General features: G+C 71.1%; 13 protein-coding genes. 4 read left to right on the forward strand and 9 right to left on the reverse strand.

Annotation, left to right across the window (positions count from 1 at the left end):
* Positions 1-70: 70 nt before the first annotated feature.
* The 7 genes from KCH48_RS15310 to hrcA form a co-directional block, all read right to left on the reverse strand.
* Complete coding sequence (locus KCH48_RS15310; RefSeq protein ID WP_210574490.1) at positions 71-3,283, reverse strand: S41 family peptidase; 3,213 nt, start codon at positions 3,281-3,283, stop codon at positions 71-73.
* Between the two features lie 74 nt (positions 3,284-3,357).
* Positions 3,358-3,891 carry a hypothetical protein gene (locus tag KCH48_RS15315; protein ID WP_210574491.1) on the reverse strand — a complete coding sequence of 178 codons (534 nt, stop codon included), beginning with the start codon at positions 3,889-3,891 and terminating at the stop codon, positions 3,358-3,360.
* A gap of 174 nt (positions 3,892-4,065) precedes the next feature.
* Positions 4,066-4,458 carry a VOC family protein gene (locus tag KCH48_RS15320; RefSeq protein WP_210574492.1) on the reverse strand — a complete coding sequence of 131 codons (393 nt, stop codon included), beginning with the start codon at positions 4,456-4,458 and terminating at the stop codon, positions 4,066-4,068.
* Positions 4,459-4,474: 16 nt separating this feature from the next.
* Positions 4,475-5,215, reverse strand: coding sequence for a 16S rRNA (uracil(1498)-N(3))-methyltransferase (locus KCH48_RS15325; RefSeq protein WP_210574494.1), 741 nt, complete (start codon positions 5,213-5,215; stop codon positions 4,475-4,477).
* Entirely contained in the window at positions 5,215-6,300 is a 1,086-nt protein-coding gene (locus KCH48_RS15330; protein WP_210574496.1) for a nitronate monooxygenase, read from the reverse strand. The genes KCH48_RS15325 and KCH48_RS15330 overlap by 1 nt, the downstream gene beginning before the upstream one ends.
* A 177-nt stretch (positions 6,301-6,477) precedes the next feature.
* Complete coding sequence (dnaJ, locus tag KCH48_RS15335) at positions 6,478-7,617, reverse strand: molecular chaperone DnaJ (protein WP_210574498.1); 1,140 nt, start codon at positions 7,615-7,617, stop codon at positions 6,478-6,480.
* Positions 7,618-8,634: a heat-inducible transcriptional repressor HrcA gene (gene hrcA / locus KCH48_RS15340; RefSeq protein WP_210574499.1), complete on the reverse strand. Its 1,017-nt coding sequence runs from the start codon at positions 8,632-8,634 to the stop codon at positions 7,618-7,620.
* A 140-nt stretch (positions 8,635-8,774) separates the two neighbouring features.
* Here hrcA and KCH48_RS15345 point away from each other — a divergent pair, with 140 nt between their 5' ends.
* Together KCH48_RS15345 and KCH48_RS15350 are read left to right on the forward strand one after the other, a co-directional pair.
* Positions 8,775-9,500 carry an MBL fold metallo-hydrolase gene (locus tag KCH48_RS15345; RefSeq protein WP_210574500.1) on the forward strand — a complete coding sequence of 242 codons (726 nt, stop codon included), beginning with the start codon at positions 8,775-8,777 and terminating at the stop codon, positions 9,498-9,500.
* Between the two features lie 34 nt (positions 9,501-9,534).
* Positions 9,535-10,338 carry a DUF3097 domain-containing protein gene (locus KCH48_RS15350; protein WP_210574501.1) on the forward strand — a complete coding sequence of 268 codons (804 nt, stop codon included), beginning with the start codon at positions 9,535-9,537 and terminating at the stop codon, positions 10,336-10,338.
* 13 nt (positions 10,339-10,351) lie between these two features.
* Here the strand turns inward: KCH48_RS15350 and hemW are convergent, their stop codons facing one another.
* Together hemW and KCH48_RS15360 are read right to left on the reverse strand one after the other, a co-directional pair.
* Positions 10,352-11,584, reverse strand: coding sequence for a radical SAM family heme chaperone HemW (gene hemW, locus KCH48_RS15355; protein ID WP_210574502.1), 1,233 nt, complete (start codon positions 11,582-11,584; stop codon positions 10,352-10,354).
* Between the two features lie 28 nt (positions 11,585-11,612).
* Positions 11,613-13,490, reverse strand: coding sequence for a SpoIIE family protein phosphatase (locus tag KCH48_RS15360; RefSeq protein WP_210574504.1), 1,878 nt, complete (start codon positions 13,488-13,490; stop codon positions 11,613-11,615).
* A gap of 101 nt (positions 13,491-13,591) precedes the next feature.
* Between KCH48_RS15360 and KCH48_RS15365 the strand changes: the two genes are divergently transcribed.
* Both KCH48_RS15365 and KCH48_RS15370 read left to right on the forward strand, forming a co-directional pair.
* Positions 13,592-17,764 carry a HAMP domain-containing protein gene (locus tag KCH48_RS15365; RefSeq protein ID WP_210574505.1) on the forward strand — a complete coding sequence of 1,391 codons (4,173 nt, stop codon included), beginning with the start codon at positions 13,592-13,594 and terminating at the stop codon, positions 17,762-17,764.
* Between the two features lie 12 nt (positions 17,765-17,776).
* Positions 17,777-18,331, forward strand: a complete 555-nt coding sequence (locus KCH48_RS15370) for a two-component system response regulator (protein WP_210574507.1) — start codon at positions 17,777-17,779, stop codon at positions 18,329-18,331.
* Positions 18,332-18,353 lie beyond the last annotated feature (22 nt).

Here is an 18,353-nt window from a genome sequence, read left to right on the forward strand (position 1 = left end):
CGGGTGGGCGCAGGCGGCACCCCGTCAGCGCCGGGCCGCGCGACCCACCCCCGCCCAGCCCCCGGCAGGGTCACGGCAGACTCGGCGGCACCTTCGCCGGCGTCTCCTCCAACGCGGCCAACGCCAGCCTCACCGCCTCGTCCAGCTGGACGTCCCTCCCCGCCGCGTAATCCTGCGGTCGCTGCACGACCTCCACATCCGGATCCACCCCGTGGTTCTCCACACCCCAGCCGTAGTTCTCGAGCCAGAACGCGTACTTGGGCTGAGTGACGAGCGTGCCGTCGACCAGCCGGTACCGGTTGTCGATGCCGATCACGCCGCCCCACGTACGCGTGCCGACGACCGGCCCGATCCCCAGCGCCTTGATCGCCGCGTTGACGATGTCCCCGTCGGACCCGGAGAACTCGTTGGCGACGGCGACGACGGGACCGCGGGGGGCGTCCTCGGGATAGCTGTACGGCCGCATGCCGCGCGGCGAGGCCCAGCCGACGATGCGGCGGGCCAGCTTCTCGATGACGAGCTGGGACGTGTGGCCGCCCCGGTTCTCCCGGACGTCGACGACGAGCCCTTCCCTGGCGACTTCCACGCGCAGGTCGCGGTGGATCTGGGCCCAGCCCGGCGCCTGCATGTCGGGGACGTGGAGGTAGCCGAGACGGCCGCCGGAGCGTTCGTGGACGTAGGCCCGCCGGTCGGCGACCCAGGCGTGGTAGCGCAGCGGCTCCTCGTCGGCGACGGGGACGACGACGGCGTGCCGGGGCTCGCCGCCGCCGGAGGGCGACACCGTCAGCTCGACCGGCTTGCCCGCCGTACCGACGAGGAGGGGGCCGGGTCCGGTCACCGGGTCGACCGGGACGCCGTTCACCGCCACGATCGCGTCGCCCGCGCGCACAGCCACACCAGGCGCAGCCAAAGGCGCACGGGCATCCGGGTCGGACGTCTCGGAGGGCAGGATCCGGTCGATGCGCCAGCTTCCGTCCGCATGCCGGGAGATGTCCGCGCCGAGCAGCCCCTGCCGGTCCCCACTGCCGTGGCCGCCGCGCGGTATGACGTACGCGTGCGAGGTGCCCAGCTCGCCGTGCACCTCCCACAACAGGTCCACGAGGTCGTCGTGGGTGGCGACGCGGTCGAGGAGCGGGCGGTAGCGGTCGAGGACGCCGTTCCAGTCCGTGCCGCCCAGGTCGGGACGCCAGAAGTTGTCCCGCATGATGCGGCCGTTCTCCTCGTACATCTGCCGCCACTCGGCCGCCGGGTCGACGGTCTGGCGGATCCGGCCGAGGTCGACGGTGATGTTGGTGTCGCTCTCGTCGTCGTTCGCGGCCCGCCGGTCGCTGGGGACGACCTTGAGCCGGCCGTCGGTCCACAGCAGGACCCGCTTGCCGTCGCCGCTGACCCGGAAGTGGTCGGCGTCGTCCGCGAGATGCTCCACGCGCCGCTGGACGAGGTCGTACCGCTCCAGCTCCGACTTGGGGTCGGGGTCGTCCGGGTTGGCCCGGGTGGCGCCCAGCGCCCCGCGCACCGGGTGGCGCAGCCACAGCACGCCGTCCTTCGCGGCGCGCAGCCCGGAGTAGCGGGCGGCCTCGACGGGGAACGGCACGATCCGGTCGGCGAGTCCCTCCAGGTCGACGCGGGTGGTCGGGGCGCCCTCGCTGTCCGGGGTCTCGTCCTTGTCCGGCGCGTCGAAGGGGCGGCCGTGCCGCTGCGGGCCGAACGGGGACGGGGTCGTCGCGGCCAGCGTGATCAGGTGCGGGCGTGAGCCGACGACGAAGGCCAGGTCGAAGACGTGCTCGTCGTAGACCGGGTCGAAGGCGCGCGTCGACAGGAAGGCGAGGTGCTTGCCGTCGAGAGTGAACGCGGGCGCGTAGTCCTGGAAGCGCAGCGGGGTCGCCTCGGTGACCGACAGGTCGGTGGTGTTGGCGAGTTTGAGGTGGCACAGGGGGCGCGGGCCGGGGTGCGACCAGGCCAGCCATGCCGAGTCGGGCGAGAAGACCAGGCCGGAGGCGTCTCCGTCCTCGCTCCGGTCGACCTCGCGCACCTCGCCGGTCTCGCGCTCGACGAGCAACACGCGTCCGTCGTGCGAGGCCACGGCGGCCCTGCTGCCGTCGGGCGCCATCGCGAGCGCGAGCACGCGGCCGAGCTGCCCGGCGGCGAGCCGGCGCGGAGTCGCGCCCGGCGCCAGACCGGTCGCCGGCGCGAACTCCAGGGCGTCGTCTCCCTCGGCGTCCGTCACCCACACCACCCACTCCTCGCCCTCCGCACGGAACGTGCGCGGCAGCCGGGCCCGTACGCCGGGCTGGGCAGCGAGCGCGCGGGCCGGTCCCGAGCGGTGGGTGACCCAGTGCACGGCACCGCGCACCGCGACCGCGCTGCCGCGCGCGGTGTGGTCGGGGGACGCCGACCCGAACCAGCGGGCTGGGTTCACCGGGTACGGCTGCCGGTCGGTGCGCTGCCCGCCGAGCCGGATGTCGAGCCTGCGCGGCTCGGCGCCGTCGAGGTCGTCCAGGATCCAGAGTTCACCGGCACAGGAGTAGACGACGCGGGTGCCGTCGCCGGAGGCGTGCCGGGCGTAGAAGCCGTCGACGGGAGTGTGCCGCCGTAGATCCGAACCGTCACCGAGGGAGGAGTACAGCGCACCGACCCCTTCGTGGTCGGACAGGAACGCGATCCGCTCCCCCGCCCACACGGGGTACTCGATGTTGCCGTCCAGTTCCTCATGCAGCCGTACGAACTCCCCGGCACCTTCTTCACCTTCGGCGCCACGGTCGATCCACAACTTGCCCGCCGTACCGCCCCGGTACCGCTTCCACCACGCCGCCTCCCGCCCCATCGGCGAGGAGAGCAGTACCGCGCTGGGGCCGTAGGCGACGTGGCCGACCCAGCCGTACGGCAGGACGGTCGACGGTCCGCCGTCGAGCGGGACGGCGTGGGCCCAGCTGCGGCGGAGGTTGGCCTGGCCGTAGGTCGTGATGGCGAGGACCTGGCCGTCGGGGGTCCAGCCGCGCACCTGGGTGCGTGAACTGCCCCAGTGCGTCAGGCGCTTGGCGGGACCGCCGTCGACGGGGGCGATGTGCACCTCGGGGGCGCCGTCGCGGGTGGAGGTCCACGCCACCGTCGTACCATCGGGCGAGATGCGCGGCAGGGTGACCGGCACATTGTCGGCGCTGACCCGCCAGGCCCGGCCGCCGTCGAGAGGCGCGAGCCAGACGTCGTCCTCGGCGGTGAAGGCGACCAGGTCACCGTGCAGGTGCGGGAAGCGGAGATACGCGGCGGAAGCGGGCTCTGTCACCCGATCACCCTATGCAGGCGCGGCGCCGCTGGACAGGCCTTTGGATCACTTGCCCGGTCCGCGTGGACCACGGCTCACTTGCCCTCGGGCCAGCAGTTCGGCTGCTCCTTGCACCACAGCGTCTTCGTCTCGGTGACCGTCACCGTGGCCCCGGGCCGCTGCGGATCATTGACCGGCGGGGTGCTCGCCGCGTCGCAGTCGCCGAGCCCCTCGACGTGGAACCACTCCTTGCCGTCGATCTTGGCGGTGAGGTCTCCCCGTACACACTTGCCGTTGACCGCGCGCGTCACCTTGCCGGTGACGGTGATGTCCTGCCCCTGGTCGGTACGGCCCTTGCACTCGACGTCGGCGACGGCGTTCTCGCTCGGGCTCGAACTCCCCGACGCGGAGGCCTTGTTGCCATCACCGAAGGACGCCGTACAACTGAGCCAGCTCACCTTCGCGTTCCGCCGCTCCAGCTCCTTGGTGACGGTCTGGTCGGTCGTATACGCCACCGTCGCCGAACTCAGCCCGGCCGGATCACAGCCGACGACCACCCCGACGACTCCGACCACGGCAACGATCCGCGTCCCGCGCGGGCGATCCCAAATCCACCGCAATGCCCCCATGGACGGCAGCCTCCCACTGTCCCGCCCGACACGGAAGAGCGCATACGGCCACTCAGGGCCCTCTCCCGTCACAATCAAGCGCCGCCCAGCTGGGGCGCCCCGAAAGGGGCGCGGGGAACTGCGCGACAAGCCCCCACCGGCCCGCGGATTGAATACCGCCCTCCCCGCGGAGCGTCACGTACGCAGCAGCAACCACTCTTGGAGCTCGACCAAGTTGCCTTCCGGATCCTTGAGATGCGCGACACGCATACGCGCCGCCATATGAGTCGGCCCGTGCAGCAACTCGGCACCACGCCCAGCGACCTGCTCGCAATACGCATCCAGGTCATCGACGCGCAGCACAACCAGCGAACGATGACCAGTGGCCGCGTCCCCCAACTCCCCCAGCATCTCCGCCATCATCGCCCGGTCCTGCAGCGCGATCCCCGCGGAGCCGGTCGCGGGACTGAACTTCTCGTACGGCCCCTCCGTCGCCCCCGACTGCGGCTTGAGGCCGAGGACCTCGGAGTAGAAGCGGTAGCAGGCGGCGAAGTCGGTGACGAGCAGCCGTACTTGAGCGAGTTCCATGACCACTCCCGGGTGTTCAGGACCACCGGCCGGTGCGGCCGAGAAGAAGCGCCGCCGCCGCGGTACCGGCGGTGGAGGTACGCAGCACACTGGGCCCGAGCCGGTACGCCCGCGCACCGGCCTGAGCAAACAGTGTCAACTCCTCGGGAGAGACGCCCCCTTCGGGCCCGACGACCAGCACGATCTCACCCTCGGCGGGCAGTTCGGCACCGGCGATTGGTTCCGTACCGCTTTCGTGCAGTACGGCGGCGAAGTCGGCCTTCGCGAGAAGTGCCGCGACCTGCTTGGAGGTCGCGGCGTCCGCGACGTCGGGGAACCGCACCCGGCGGGACTGCTTGCCGGCCTCGCGCGCCGTGGCCCGCCACTTGGCCAGCGCCTTCAGTCCGCGGTCGCCTTTCCACTGGGTGATGCAGCGGGAGGCGGCCCACGGCACGATCGCGTCCACGCCGACCTCGGTCATCGTCTCGACGGCGAGTTCGCCGCGGTCGCCCTTGGGGAGGGCCTGGACGATCGTGATGCGGGGTTCTGGCTGCGGCTGCTCGGCCACCGAGTCGAGCCGGACGATGAGGCGGTCCTTGCCCTCGGTGTCCAGCACCACGCACTCCGCCCAGCGGCCCGCCCCGTCGGTGAGCACCACGTCCTCGCCGGGCCGCAGCCGCTTCACCGAGACCGCGTGCCGCCCCTCGGGGCCGTCGAGGACGTACCGTCCGCCGCTGTCCGCGTCGAAGTGCTCGACCACGAAGACGGGGGCGGTCATCAGGCACCGCCGCCCATGGACGGAGCGGCCGACAACGCTGTCTTCGCTGCGGCGATCTCCGCGGCCAGCACCTCGACCAGTTGTCCGGCGGGCAGTTCGCGGGCCATCCGGTGGCCCTGTCCCGCCCACAGCGCCATGCCCTGCGCGTCGCCCGCCTTGGCCGCCGCCTTGCGCAGCGGCGAGGTGAGGTGGTGGACCTCCGGGTAGGCGGCGGGCGCGTACGGGCCGTGCTCGCGCAGGAAGCGGTTGACCAGGCCGCGGGCCGGGCGGCCGGAGAACGCGCGCGTCAACTCCGTACGGACGAAGAGGGGGTTGGTGAGCGCCTGCTTGTGCAGGGCGTTGGCGCCGGACTCGGGGGTGGCGAGGAACGCCGTGCCGAGCTGGGCCGCACTGGCGCCCGCGGCGAGGGCGGCGGCGATCTGGCTGCCGCGCATGAGGCCGCCCGCGGCGACGAGCGGGAGCGACACGGTCTCGCGGACCTGCGCGATCAGCGACAGCAGGCCGATGCCGCCGCCGTCCGTCTCCTGGACGTCCCGGTGCGTGCCCTGATGGCCGCCCGCCTCGACGCCCTGCACGATCACTCCGTCAGCACCGGCCCGCTGCACGGCGAGGGCCTCCTCGGCGGTGGTCGCGGTGACCAGCGTGAAGGTGCCGACGCGGCGCAGCGAGTCCAGTACGTCCCGGCTGGGCACGCCGAAGTGGAACGAGACCACCGGCACCGGGTTGTCGAGCAGGACGGCGAGCTTGGCGTCGTAGCCGTCGTCGCGACCGCTGTCGGGGTCGCCGAGCTCGGTCCCGTACCAGGCGGCCTCACCGGCGAGCTGATGGGCGTAGACGTCCACGGCGGCGGCATCGGCGTACTCCGGCTGCGGCATGAACAGGTTCACGCCGAACGGGCGGCTCGTGATGCCCCGCAGCTGTTTGATCTCCTGGTACATGCCGTCGGCGGTCTTGTACCCGGCAGCCAGAAACCCGAGCCCGCCGGCCTCGGACACGGCCGCAGCGAGATGCGGGACGGAGACTCCGCCCGCCATGGGGGCCTGCACGATCGGATGAGGGAAGAGATCGGTCAGTGCGGAGGACATGACGGCATGTTGTCACGTCCTCCGAACAAGTCCGAATCGAGCCTGACCTCCGGCATAGGCCAGGCGCAAACAGCCCGTCCGGCGTTTGAGGACGAGGCCGTTCAGGCCGAAGCGGGGGTCTGGGGGCGGCAGCCCCCAGGGATGGGACGGGTAAGGGCGGCGGGGGCGAGAAACCCCTCAGCGCCCGTTGAACGCATCCTTCAGCCTCGAGAACAACCCCTGCTGCCCCGGCTGGAACTGCCCCGTAGGCCGTTCCTCGCCGCGTAGCTTGGCCAGCTCTCGCAGGAGGCGTTCCTGCTCGGGGTCGAGTTTGTTCGGGGTCTGGACCTCGACGTGGACGATGAGGTCGCCGCGGCCGCCGCCGCGGAGGTGGGTGACGCCGCGGCTGTGCAGCGGGATCGACTGGCCGGACTGGGTGCCCGGGCGGATGTCGACCTCTTCCAGGCCGTCCAGCGTCTCCAGCGGGACCTTGGTGCCGAGCGCCGCCGCCGTCATCGGCAGCGTGACCGTGCAGTGCAGGTCGTCGCCGCGCCGCTGGAACTGCGCGTGCGGCAGCTCATGGATCTCGACGTACAGGTCACCGGCGGGACCGCCACCGGGGCCGACCTCGCCCTCACCCGCGAGCTGGATCCGCGTGCCGTTGTCGACACCGGCCGGGATCTTGACCGTGAGGGTGCGACGGGAGCGGACCCGGCCGTCACCGGCGCACTCCGGGCACGGCGTCGGCACGACCGTGCCGAAGCCCTGGCACTGGGGGCAGGGCCGGGACGTCATGACCTGGCCCAGGAAGGACCGGGTGACCTGCGACACCTCACCGCGACCGCGGCACATGTCACACGTCTGGGCACTCGTCCCCGGCGCGGCCCCCTCGCCACTGCAGGTCGAGCAGACGATCGCCGTGTCGACCTGGAGGTCCTTGGTCGTGCCGAAGGCCGCCTCGTCCAGCTCGACGTCCAGCCGGATCATCGCGTCCTGGCCGCGCCGCGTACGCGACCGCGGGCCCCGCTGGGACGCCGTACCGAAGAACGCGTCCATGATGTCCGAGAAGTTCCCGAAGCCGCCCGCGCCGAAGCCGCCCGCGCCACCGGCGCCGCCGGCCTGGGACAGCGGGTCGCCGCCGAGGTCGTAGACCTGCTTCTTCTGCGGGTCCGACAGCACCTCGTAAGCGGCGTTGATCTCCTTGAACCGCTCCTGGGTCTTCGGATCCGGATTGACGTCCGGGTGCAGCTCGCGTGCGAGCCGCCGGAAGGCCTTCTTGATCTCTTCCTGCGACGCGTCGCGGCGCACGCCGAGAACGGCGTAGTAGTCCGTGGCCACTTACGACTCCGCCAGGATCTGTCCGACGTACCGTGCCACTGCGCGTACCGCTCCCATCGTTCCTGGGTAATCCATGCGGGTCGGTCCGACCACGCCGAGCTTGGCGACTGCCTCGCCGCCCGAACCGTAGCCGACCGACACGACAGACGTGGAGTTGAGTCCCTCGTAGGCGTTCTCATGACCGATGCGTACGGTCATGCCCGAATCCCCGGCCTCACCAAGCAACTTGAGGAGCACGACCTGCTCCTCAAGCGCCTCGAGCACCGGCCGGATCGTGAGGGGAAAGTCATGCCCGAAGCGGGTCAGATTGGCGGTGCCGCCGATCATCAGCCGCTCTTCGTTCTCCTCGACGAGGGTCTCCAGAAGTGTGGAGAGCACCGTCGAGACCGTGCCGCGGTCCTCGTGGTCGAAGCCCTCGGGCAGGTCCTCGACCAACAGCGGGACATCGGTGAACCGGCGTCCGGCGACCCGGCTGTTGAGCCGCGCGCGCAGATCGGCGAGAGAGGCCTCGCCGAACGGCGCCGGACAGTCGATCATCCGCTGCTCGACCCGTCCGGTGTCCGTGATCAGCACGAGCATCACGCGCGCGGGAGCGAGCGAGAGCAGTTCCACGTGCCGCACGGTGGAGCGGGTGAGCGAGGGGTACTGCACGACGGCGACCTGCCGGGTCAGCTGCGCGAGCAGCCGCACGGTCCGCGCCACCACATCGTCGAGATCGACGGCCCCGTCGAGGAAGTTCTGAATCGCCCGCCGCTCGGGCGCGCTCATCGGCTTGACGCCGGCCAGCTTGTCGACGAAGAGGCGGTACCCCTTGTCCGTGGGGATGCGCCCGGCGCTGGTGTGCGGCTGGGCGATGAACCCCTCATCCTCCAGGACCGCCATGTCGTTGCGCACGGTCGCCGGGGAGACACCGAGGTTGTGCCGCTCGGTGAGCGCCTTGGAGCCGACCGGCTCCTCCGTGCCGACGTAGTCCTGGACGATGGCGCGCAGCACCTGAAGCCTGCGTTCACTCAGCATCTCGCGCACACCTCCAGAAGTCGTCCTCTCGGCGCCTCGCCTGGCACTCTTCGCTTCCGAGTGCCAGAGTTCCCCGGCCCAGTGTACGGCGGTCGGGTACTCACGGGGCAAGGACGGGGTCGTACGGCTAGCGTCGCCGTATGAGCGTGACTTGGGAAGAGCTGGGGTGGGAGCGGCTGGCGGCCGGGGTGGGGCGGTGCCGGCTGCCGGTCTGGGACTGCACGGTGGGGCTGGTCGTCGGGGCCGGCGCGGCCCTGGTGATCGACGCCGGGTCGAGCCTCGCGGAGGGCGCACGCGTGCGTGCGGGGGCGCAGGAGCTCGCCGGTCACCGTGTGACTCATCTCGCGCTCACCCACCCGCACTTCGATCACGTCTTCGGGGCGGGGGCCTTCGCGGGCGCGGAGTTGTACGGCGCGGTGGGCATCGACACGGCGTACTCGCACACCGGGCGCGAGGAGCTGCGTACGGACGCCGTACGCCACGGTCTGGACGCCGGCCCGGCGGACGAGGCGGTGGCGTCCCTCACACCGCCCCGCCATCACGTCTCCGGCGAGTGGACCCTCGACCTGGGCGGCGGCCGGCAGGTCCTCCTCGCCAACGTGGGTCCTGGCCACACCGCCCATGACCTCGCGGTCCTGGTCCCCGGCGATCCGGAGGTCGTGTTCTGCGGCGATCTGGTCGAGGAGTCGGGGGAGCCGCAGGCGGGCGCCGACGCCGTACCGACCCACTGGCCCGCGGCACTTGATCGTCTGCTGGACCTGGGCGGCGAGGACGCGCTGTATGTGCCCGGTCACGGAGCGGTGGTGGACGCGGAGTTCGTCCGCGCGCAGCGGAACGCGCTCGCGCGCCGATTCGGCGTGTCGTGACCACGCCCCTCCGGCTTCTCCTATCGTCATCCGAATGCGCCAGTACTCTTCGGACCTGACCCCGCCGTGGAAGAAGCCCAAGCCCGTCCCCGAGGTCCCGGCGGACCCCGGCCTGGTCGTCGAGGAACCCGGCACCGGCTTCTGCGGCGCGGTGATCCGCTGCGAGGCGGGCACGGTGACCCTGGAGGACCGCTTCGGCAAGCACCGCGTCTTTCCCCTGGAACCGCGGGGTTTCCTCCTGGAGGGCCGAGTGGTGACCCTGGTCAAGCCTGCCGCCGGTCCGGTACGTCCCACCCGTACCGCATCCGGCTCCGTCGCCGTCCCCGGCGCCCGCGCCCGCGTCGCCCGCGCCGGGCGCATCTACGTCGAGGGCCGGCACGACGCGGAACTCGTCGAGAAGGTCTGGGGCGACGACCTCCGCATCGAGGGCGTCGTCGTGGAGTACCTGGAAGGCATCGACGATCTGCCCTCCATCGTGGCCGAATTCGCACCGGGCCCGGACGCACGGCTGGGGGTCCTGGTCGACCACTTGGTGCCGGGCACGAAGGAGTGGCGCATCGCGCAGGCGGTGCCGAGTGAGCACGCTCTGGTGGTCGGCCACCCCTACATCGACATCTGGGAGGCCGTGAAGCCGTCGTCACTGGGGATCGCGGGGTGGCCACGGATTCCGCACGGCCAGGACTGGAAGACGGGGGTGTGCCGGGCGCTGGGGTGGCCGGAAAACACCGGTGCGGCCTGGCAGGGGATTCTGGGGCGGGTGCGGTCCTATCGGGACCTGGAGCCGGAGTTGCTGGGGCGGGTGGAGGAGCTGATCGACTTCGTCACATCACCGGCGTAAGGGCGGCTTCGCTTCAGTCCACCAGGTCCCGCACCACCGCGTCCGCCAGCAACCGTCCCCGAAGCGTCAGCACTGCACGCCCCTCCTCGTACGGCCCCTCCTGCAGCAGCCCCTCTCCCAGCGCCCGCCGAGAGGCCTTGAGGCCCTCCTCCCGGAGCAGGGCCAGCGGTACGCCCTCCCGAAGCCGCAGCTCCAGCAGGATCCGCTCGACCCTCCTGTCCTCCTCCGACAGGAGCTCGCGCCCGGCCCCCGGCGACCGCCCCTCCGCCAGCGCCGCCGCGTAAGCCCCCGGGTGCTTCACGTTCCACCACCGCACGCCGCCCACGTGCGAGTGCGCTCCCGGTCCGGCGCCCCACCAGTCGGCGCCTCGCCAGTACAGCTCGTTGTGCAGGCACCGCCCCGCGTCCGACGTCGCCCAGTTCGACACCTCGTACCAGTCGAAGCCGGCTCCCGACAGCACCGACTCCGCGATCAGATACCGGTCGGCGTGGACGTCGTCGTCGGTCATCGGAACCTCGCCGCGGCGGATGCGCCGGGCCAGTTGTGTGCCCTCCTCGACGATCAGGGCGTAGGCCGAGACGTGGTCGGGACCGGCGCCGATCGCCGACTCCAGGGAGGCCCGCCAGTCGTCGTCCGACTCCCCCGGCGTGCCGTAGATCAGATCCAGGTTGACGTGCTCGAAGCCCGCCGCCCGGGCCTCCGCGACGCAGGCCTCGGGGCGTCCCGGCGTGTGCGTGCGGTCCAGCACGCGCAAGACGTGCTGCTTCGCGCTCTGCATGCCGAAGGACACCCGGTTGAAGCCGCCCTCCCGGAGCGTGGCCAGGTAGGCCGGGTCCACCGACTCGGGGTTCGCCTCGGTCGTGATCTCGGCGTCGGGTGCCAGGCCGAACTCGTCGCGGATCGCGCCCAGCATGCGGACGAGATCGTCCGCGGCCAGCAGGGTCGGCGTACCGCCTCCGACGAAGACCGTCCGCACGGCGCGCGGGTCGTCGCCGAGGACCTTGCGGGCCAGGCGGACCTCGTCGATCAGCGTGTCCGCGTAGTTGTCACGGGACGCCAGCACGCCGCCCGTGCCGCGCAGCTCGGTCGCGGTGTAGGTGTTGAAGTCGCAGTAGCCGCAGCGGGTGGCGCAGTACGGGACGTGCAGATAGAACCCGAGGGGGCGGGCGGCGGCGTCGGCGAGCGCGGGGGCGGGGAGCGCGCCGTCGTCGGGGACGGGCTCGCCGTCGGGGAGTGCGGAAGGCATGCCTTCCATTGTCCAGCACCCGTACGGATCACTCCGCCTGCAGCACCAGCAGCGCCAGGTCGTCCTCCGGCGGCCGCCCGCCGAACTCGTGCACCAGCCTGCGGATCCGTTCCGCGATCAGCTCCGCGCTGAGCCCTTCGCACCCCGCCAGCGCCTGAGCCAGCCCGTCGCCGTCATCGAACTGGCGGGAGCCGGAGCGCCGCTCCGTCACCCCGTCCGTCACGCACAGCAGCGTGTCGCCGGGGCCCAGCTCAAAGGTTTCGCTGGTGTACGTCTCGTCCTCGACGACGCCGAGGAGGGTCTGCGGGCGGGCGGCCGTGCGGACGGAACCGTCCGGGCCGAGCAGGAGGGGCAGCGGGTGGCCCGCGGATGCGAGCGTGCAGCGTACGCCGCCGTCGAAGGGCGCCAGCTCGCCGTAGAGGAGGGAGAGGAAGCGGGTCTGCGGGCCGTCGTCCGGCCGGCCGCCCGCCGCGACCAGCACGCGCGCCGCCGCGTCCGCGGCCTCGGTGGCGTCGTCGAGGAGGAGCTGGTTGAGACGGTCGAGGACGTCGGCGACGCGGTAGCCCTCGCGGGCCAGCAGCCGCAGCCACGGGCGGGCCAGACCGATCACCACGGCGGCCTCGGGGCCCTTGCCCTGTACGTCGCCGAGCGCGAAGCACCAGCGGCCGTCGCCGGCCGGGAAGAGGTCGTAGAAGTCGCCGCTGGGTCCGCCCTTGTCGCAGGGCTCGTAGACGAGGGCGCTGTGCACGCCGGGGATCTCGGCGACCGCGCCGGGCAGCAGTCCGCGCTGGAGTACGGCGCTGATGGTGGCCTGGCGGGCGTACTGGCGGGCCGTGCCGATGGCGAGCGCCACCCGGCGGCCGAGATCCTCGACCAGCCCGGTGATCTCGTCGGGGAAGCGGAACAGCCCGGACCGCCCGATGACGAGCGTGCCCAGCGGACGGCCGCCCGCGATCAGCCGGTACGCCAGTGCCGAACCGTGCTCCGCGCGCGGGCCGAGGGCGTCGCCGGGCCAGGGGTAGGGGACCGGGCCCGAGCGGACCGGGTCGGGGGCGCGCGGCGGGTCCTTCTCCAGGGCCTGGCGCAGCTCCTCGATGCGGTTCTCGCTGCTGTGCCAGACGCGGGCGAGCCGGGGCCCGGTGCCGGCGACGCCCTCGGACCAGACTCCGCGGCCCATGACCTCGTCCTCCAGCCACACCGCGCACCACTCGGCGAGGCGCGGCACGATCAGCTGTCCGGTGAGCGCGGCGACGAGATCCTCGTCGAGCTGTCCGGCGAGCAGGTCGGAGGCCTCGGCGAGGAAGGACAGGGCGCCCCGGTTGAGCCAATCGCGGTCCCGCTCGGCCTGCTGCGGTTCGGGGGCGAGGAAGTCGGCGACGCGGAGGCTGCAATCCCCGGCGTACGCGCCGGGCGCCTCGGCGGGCAGTCGCGCCCACAGTGTCTTGGCGCCCCGGCGGTAGGTGACGCCCCAGTCCTCCGCGAGCGTGGCGACGAGGCGCAGGCCGCGGCCGTACTCCGGTGTCTCGTACGGCGGTTCGCTGTCGCTGTCGCGCGGGGCGCGCGAGGGGTGCTGGTCGGTGACCTCGACGACCAGGTCGCCGGCCGGCGCTTCCAGCCGGCACACCAGCCCGACGTCGGTGCCCGCGTGGATGACGGCGTTGGTGACGAGTTCGCTGACGACCACCACCGCGTCGTCGGCGAGCCGCTGCGTGACGTGTTCGGTGCCGGGCAGGCCCAGTTCGGTCCATTCGGCGAGTGCGGAGTGCAGAAGTGCGCGGGCGGCTCCGGGCGCGAGGGGGCTTCCGCAGAGGGTCGTATTCACCTCCGCGCTCCGGTGCCCGCTCTCGTGCGCAGGTGCACCACAGGCACGGGGATCGGTCTCCCGTTGCATCGGAATGGCCCCCATGTCCAGCTCCCCGAGCAGATCGGACGAATAGCCTCGGTCGATGCGGACAGAGTGACAGACTGGCCACGCCCATAAGCGCCGAGTTACCGAAGTGGGCCGCCATGAGTGAGAACACTGCTACGCGTGTGCTCGAAGACGGACACATTCGGGCATCGGATTTGCGCCCTCTGCTCGCCGCGATGACCGCGGCCCGCGACGGAGACTTCTCCAGGGTGCCGGAATCCGGCCATGGACCGGGTCATGACGACGGCAACGGCCTGGTGGCCGAACTCGCCGCCGTCTTCAACCAGATCATGGACCGCAGCAACCACTTCAACACGGAGGTGCAGCGCGTACGACGCGAGCTGATCCGGCACGGCCGGCTCGACGAACGCCTCTCGGCCAGCCCCGGCCAGGGCGACTGGACGTCCCGTGTCAACGAGGTGAACCAGCTGCTCGACGCCCTGGTCGCCCCGGCCGCGAACGCCACGCGCGTGCTCGATGCCGTGGCAGGGGGCGATCTGACCCAGCGGGTCGATCTGCACGACGGCAGCAGGCAGTTGCGCGGGGACCTGCGGCACCTCGGGCGTGCCGTGAACAAGATGGTGGACCAGCTCTCCCTGTTCACCGGCGAGGTGACCCGGGTCGCCCGTGAGGTCGGCACGGAGGGACGGCTCGGCGGCCGGGCCAAGGTGACGGGCCTGTCGGGCAGTTGGCGGGATGTCACCGAGGCGGTCAACACGATGGCGTCCCGGCTCACCGCTCAGGTGCGCGACATCGCCCTGGTGACCACGGCGGTGGCCCGCGGCGATCTGACCCGCACGGTCACGGTGGAGGCGACCGGTGAGCTGCTGGAGCTGAAGCTCACCGTGAACACGATGGTCGACCAGCTCTCCGCGTTCGCCGACGAGGTGACCCGGGTGGCCCGCGAGGTCGGCACGGAAGGGCAGTTGGGCGGGCGGGCGCAGGTGCGGGGCGTGTCCGGGGTCTGGAAGGACCTCACCGACAACGTCAACTTCATGGCCTCGAACCTGACCTCCCAGGTCCGCAACATCGCCCAGGTCACCACCGCCGTCGCCAACGGCGATCTGAGCCAGAAGATCACCGTGGACGCGCGCGGCGAGATCCTGGAGCTGAAGTCGACGGTGAACACGATGGTGGACCAGCTGTCCGCGTTCGCCGACGAGGTCACCCGCGTCGCCCGCGAGGTCGGCACCGAGGGAGACCTCGGGGGCCGGGCTCAGGTGCGGGGCGTGAGCGGCGTCTGGAAGGACCTCACCGAGAACGTCAACTTCATGGCGGACAACCTCACTTCGCAGGTCCGCAACATCGCGCTGGTGTCCACGGCCGTCGCCCAGGGCGACCTGTCCAAGAAGATCACGGTCGAGGCCAAGGGCGAGATCCTGGAGCTCAAGACCACCTTCAACACCATGGTCGACCAGCTCTCCGCCTTCGCCGACGAGGTCACCCGCGTCGCCCGCGAGGTCGGCACCGAGGGAAACCTGGGCGGGCAGGCGCAGGTGCGGGGTGTCAGCGGCGTCTGGAAGGACCTCACCGACAACGTCAACTTCATGGCGCTGAACCTGACGTCGCAGGTCCGCAACATCGCCCAGGTGACCACCGCCGTCGCCAACGGCGACCTGTCGAAGAAGATCACCGTCGACGCCCGCGGCGAGATCCTCGAACTGAAGGACACCGTCAACACGATGGTGGACCAGCTGCGCGCCTTCGCCGACGAGGTCACCCGGGTGGCCCGCGAGGTCGGCACCGACGGCCGGCTCGGCGGACGCGCGCAGGTACTGGGCGTCTCCGGCGTCTGGAAGGACCTGACGGACAACGTCAACTACATGGCGGACAACCTCACTTCGCAGGTCCGCAATATCGCCCAGGTGGCGACGGCCGTGGCGCAGGGCGACCTGTCGAAGAAGATCGACGTGGACGCGCGCGGCGAGATCCTGGAGCTGAAGACCACCATCAACACCATGGTGGACACGCTGTCCTCCTTCTCCTCCGAAGTCACCCGGGTGGCCCGCGAGGTCGGCTCCGAGGGCCAACTCGGCGGCCAGGCACGGGTGGAGGGCGTGTACGGCACCTGGAAGCGCCTGACGACGAACGTGAACGAACTCGCCTCGAACCTGACCACCCAGGTCCGCGCCATCGCCGAGGTCGCCTCCGCGGTGGCCCAGGGCGACATGTCCCGCTCGATCACCGTGGAGACCCAGGGCGAGGTCGCCGAGCTGAAGGACAACATCAACCTGATGGTGGCCAACCTCCGTGAGACCACCCGGGCCAAGGACTGGCTGGAGTCCAACCTGGCCCGTCTCGCCGCCCTGATGCAGGGCCACCGCGATCTGATGGAGGTCGCCGACCTGATCCTGCGCGAGCTGACCCCGCTGGTGAACGCCCAGTACGGCGCCTTCTACCTGGCCGATCCGGACGAGGACGGCGCCGCGCTGCGCACCACCGTCCCGTCGAAGGGCCTCGCGTTCATCGCCGGATACGGCGCGGCACAGGGCGCGACCGTGGAGACCGGCGGCCTGCCCACCCACGGCCTGGTCCGGCAGGCGGCCCGCGAGAAGAAGCGGATCCTGGTGGAGGAGGCCCCGCCGGACTACATCAAGATCAACAGCGGGCTCGGCGAGGCGGCGCCCACCAGCGTGGTCATCATCCCGATCCCGTTCGAGGACAAACTCCTCGGCGTGATCGAGCTGGCCTCGTTCTCCCGCTTCTCCGACGTCCACCTGGCGTTCTTCGACCAGTTCGTGAACACCATCGGCGTCGCCATCAACACCATCATCGCCAACTCCCGCACCGAGTCCCTGCTCGGCGAGTCCCAGCGCCTCGCGATGCAGCTCCAGGAACGCTCGGACGAACTCCAGGAGCAGCAGGCCGAGTTGCAGCGCTCGAACGCCGAACTGGAGGAGAAGGCCGCCCTGCTGGCCACGTCCTCGCAGTACAAGTCGGAGTTCCTGGCCAACATGTCGCACGAACTGCGCACCCCGCTGAACTCCCTGCTGATCCTGGCGAGGCTGCTGTCGGACAACCCGGACGGCCATCTCTCCGACCAGGAAGTCCAGTTCGCGACGACGATCCACCGCTCGGGCTCGGACCTGCTCCAGCTGATCAACGACATCCTGGACCTGTCGAAGATCGAGGCGGGCAGGATGGACGTACGCCCGAAGAAGCTCCCCCTCATCAAGCTCCTCGACTACGTCCACGCCACCTTCCGCCCGCTCACCATCGACCGGGGGCTCGCCTTCGAGGTGGCGGTCGGTGAGGACGTGCCGCGCGAGATGTACTCGGACGAGCAGCGGCTGCAGCAGATCCTGCGCAACCTGCTCTCCAACGCGATCAAGTTCACCGCGAACGGCCGGGTCGAACTCCGCGTCAGCCGGGTCAAGGACCCCCAGCACCACTACGTCCGCGACACCGACGAGGTGATCGCCTTCGCCGTCTCGGACACCGGCATCGGCATCGCGCCGGAGAAACTCCCGGTGATCTTCGAGGCGTTCCAGCAGGCCGACGGCACGACCAACCGCAAGTACGGCGGCACGGGACTGGGACTGTCGATCAGCCGGGAGATCGCCGGCCTGCTGGGCGGCCGTATCGCCGCCGAGAGCGAACCCGGCAAGGGGTCCACCTTCACCTTGTACGTCCCGGTCGTCAGCCCCGGTCACTCGGCGACCGGCCCGGTCCCCGAGCAGCGCCCGCTGCCGGTGCCCGAGCAGCTGTCGGCCGAGCCGTACACCGCGCACGAGCCCGACGACAGCTGGCCGGCACCCACCAAACTGGAGGAGTGGAAATCCGGTCGCGCGGGTCAGGTCCTGCCCGGACGGCGGGTGTTGATCGTGGACGACGACATCCGCAACGTCTTCGCCCTCACCCATGTCCTGGGCCGGGTCGGGATGCCGGTGCTGTACGCGGAGAACGGCCGCGAGGGCATCGAGACCCTGGAGCGCAACCCGGACGTCGAACTCGTCCTGATGGACATCATGATGCCGGAGATGGACGGCTACGAGACCATCGCCGTCATCCGCAGCACCCCCCGCTGGACGGGCCTGCCCATCGTCGCGCTGACCGCGAAGGCGATGCCGGGAGACCGCGAGAAGTCCATCGCCCGGGGCGCCAACGGCTACGTACCCAAGCCCGTCGACGTCGACCAGCTGCTGACCGTCGTCTGCGCCCTCCTCGATCCGGAGGGCGCGGACGCGCAGCACACCGACAGCGACACGGAGACAGCAGTACCGGAACCGGACCCGGCAGGTGAGGCTGCGGTTCCGCCGACCACTGAGTGAGGCACAGTCATCATGAGCGCTGAGGCAACGACCGGCGAGCGCGCGAACATCCTCCTGGTGGACGACATGGAGGACAACCTGATAGCGCTTGAGGCCGTCCTGGGGTCCCTCAACGAACCGCTCGTGCGGGCACGTTCGGGCGAGGAAGCGATGAAGGCACTGCTGCGGCAGCAGTTCGCCCTCGTCCTTCTCGACGTCCGTATGCCGGGCATGGACGGCTTCGAGACCGCCGCGAACATCAAGCGGCTCGACCAGACCAAGGACGTCCCCATCATCTTCCTCACCGGCGCGGAGGACGACTCCGGCTACGCCTTCCGCGGCTACGCGACCGGCGCCGCGGACTACCTGACGAAGCCGTTCGACCCCTGGGTCCTACGGGCGAAGGTGAGCGTCTTCCTGGAACTGCACCGCAAGAACCGGCAGTTGGAGAGGCTGAGCGGAGAAATGGGCACACGACTGGCCGTACTCGAGGAGCACTTGACGGGGGAGAGCCCCCCGGACAAGGCGAGCCTACTGAGGCAGGTGGTGGAGCTACGCCAACTGGTGAACAAGGGCCGCGTGAACTGACCTGAAGGGGCGCGGGGAACTG

Source organism: Streptomyces sp. GESEQ-4 (genome assembly GCF_017948455.1).
Lineage (GTDB): Bacteria > Actinomycetota > Actinomycetes > Streptomycetales > Streptomycetaceae > Streptomyces.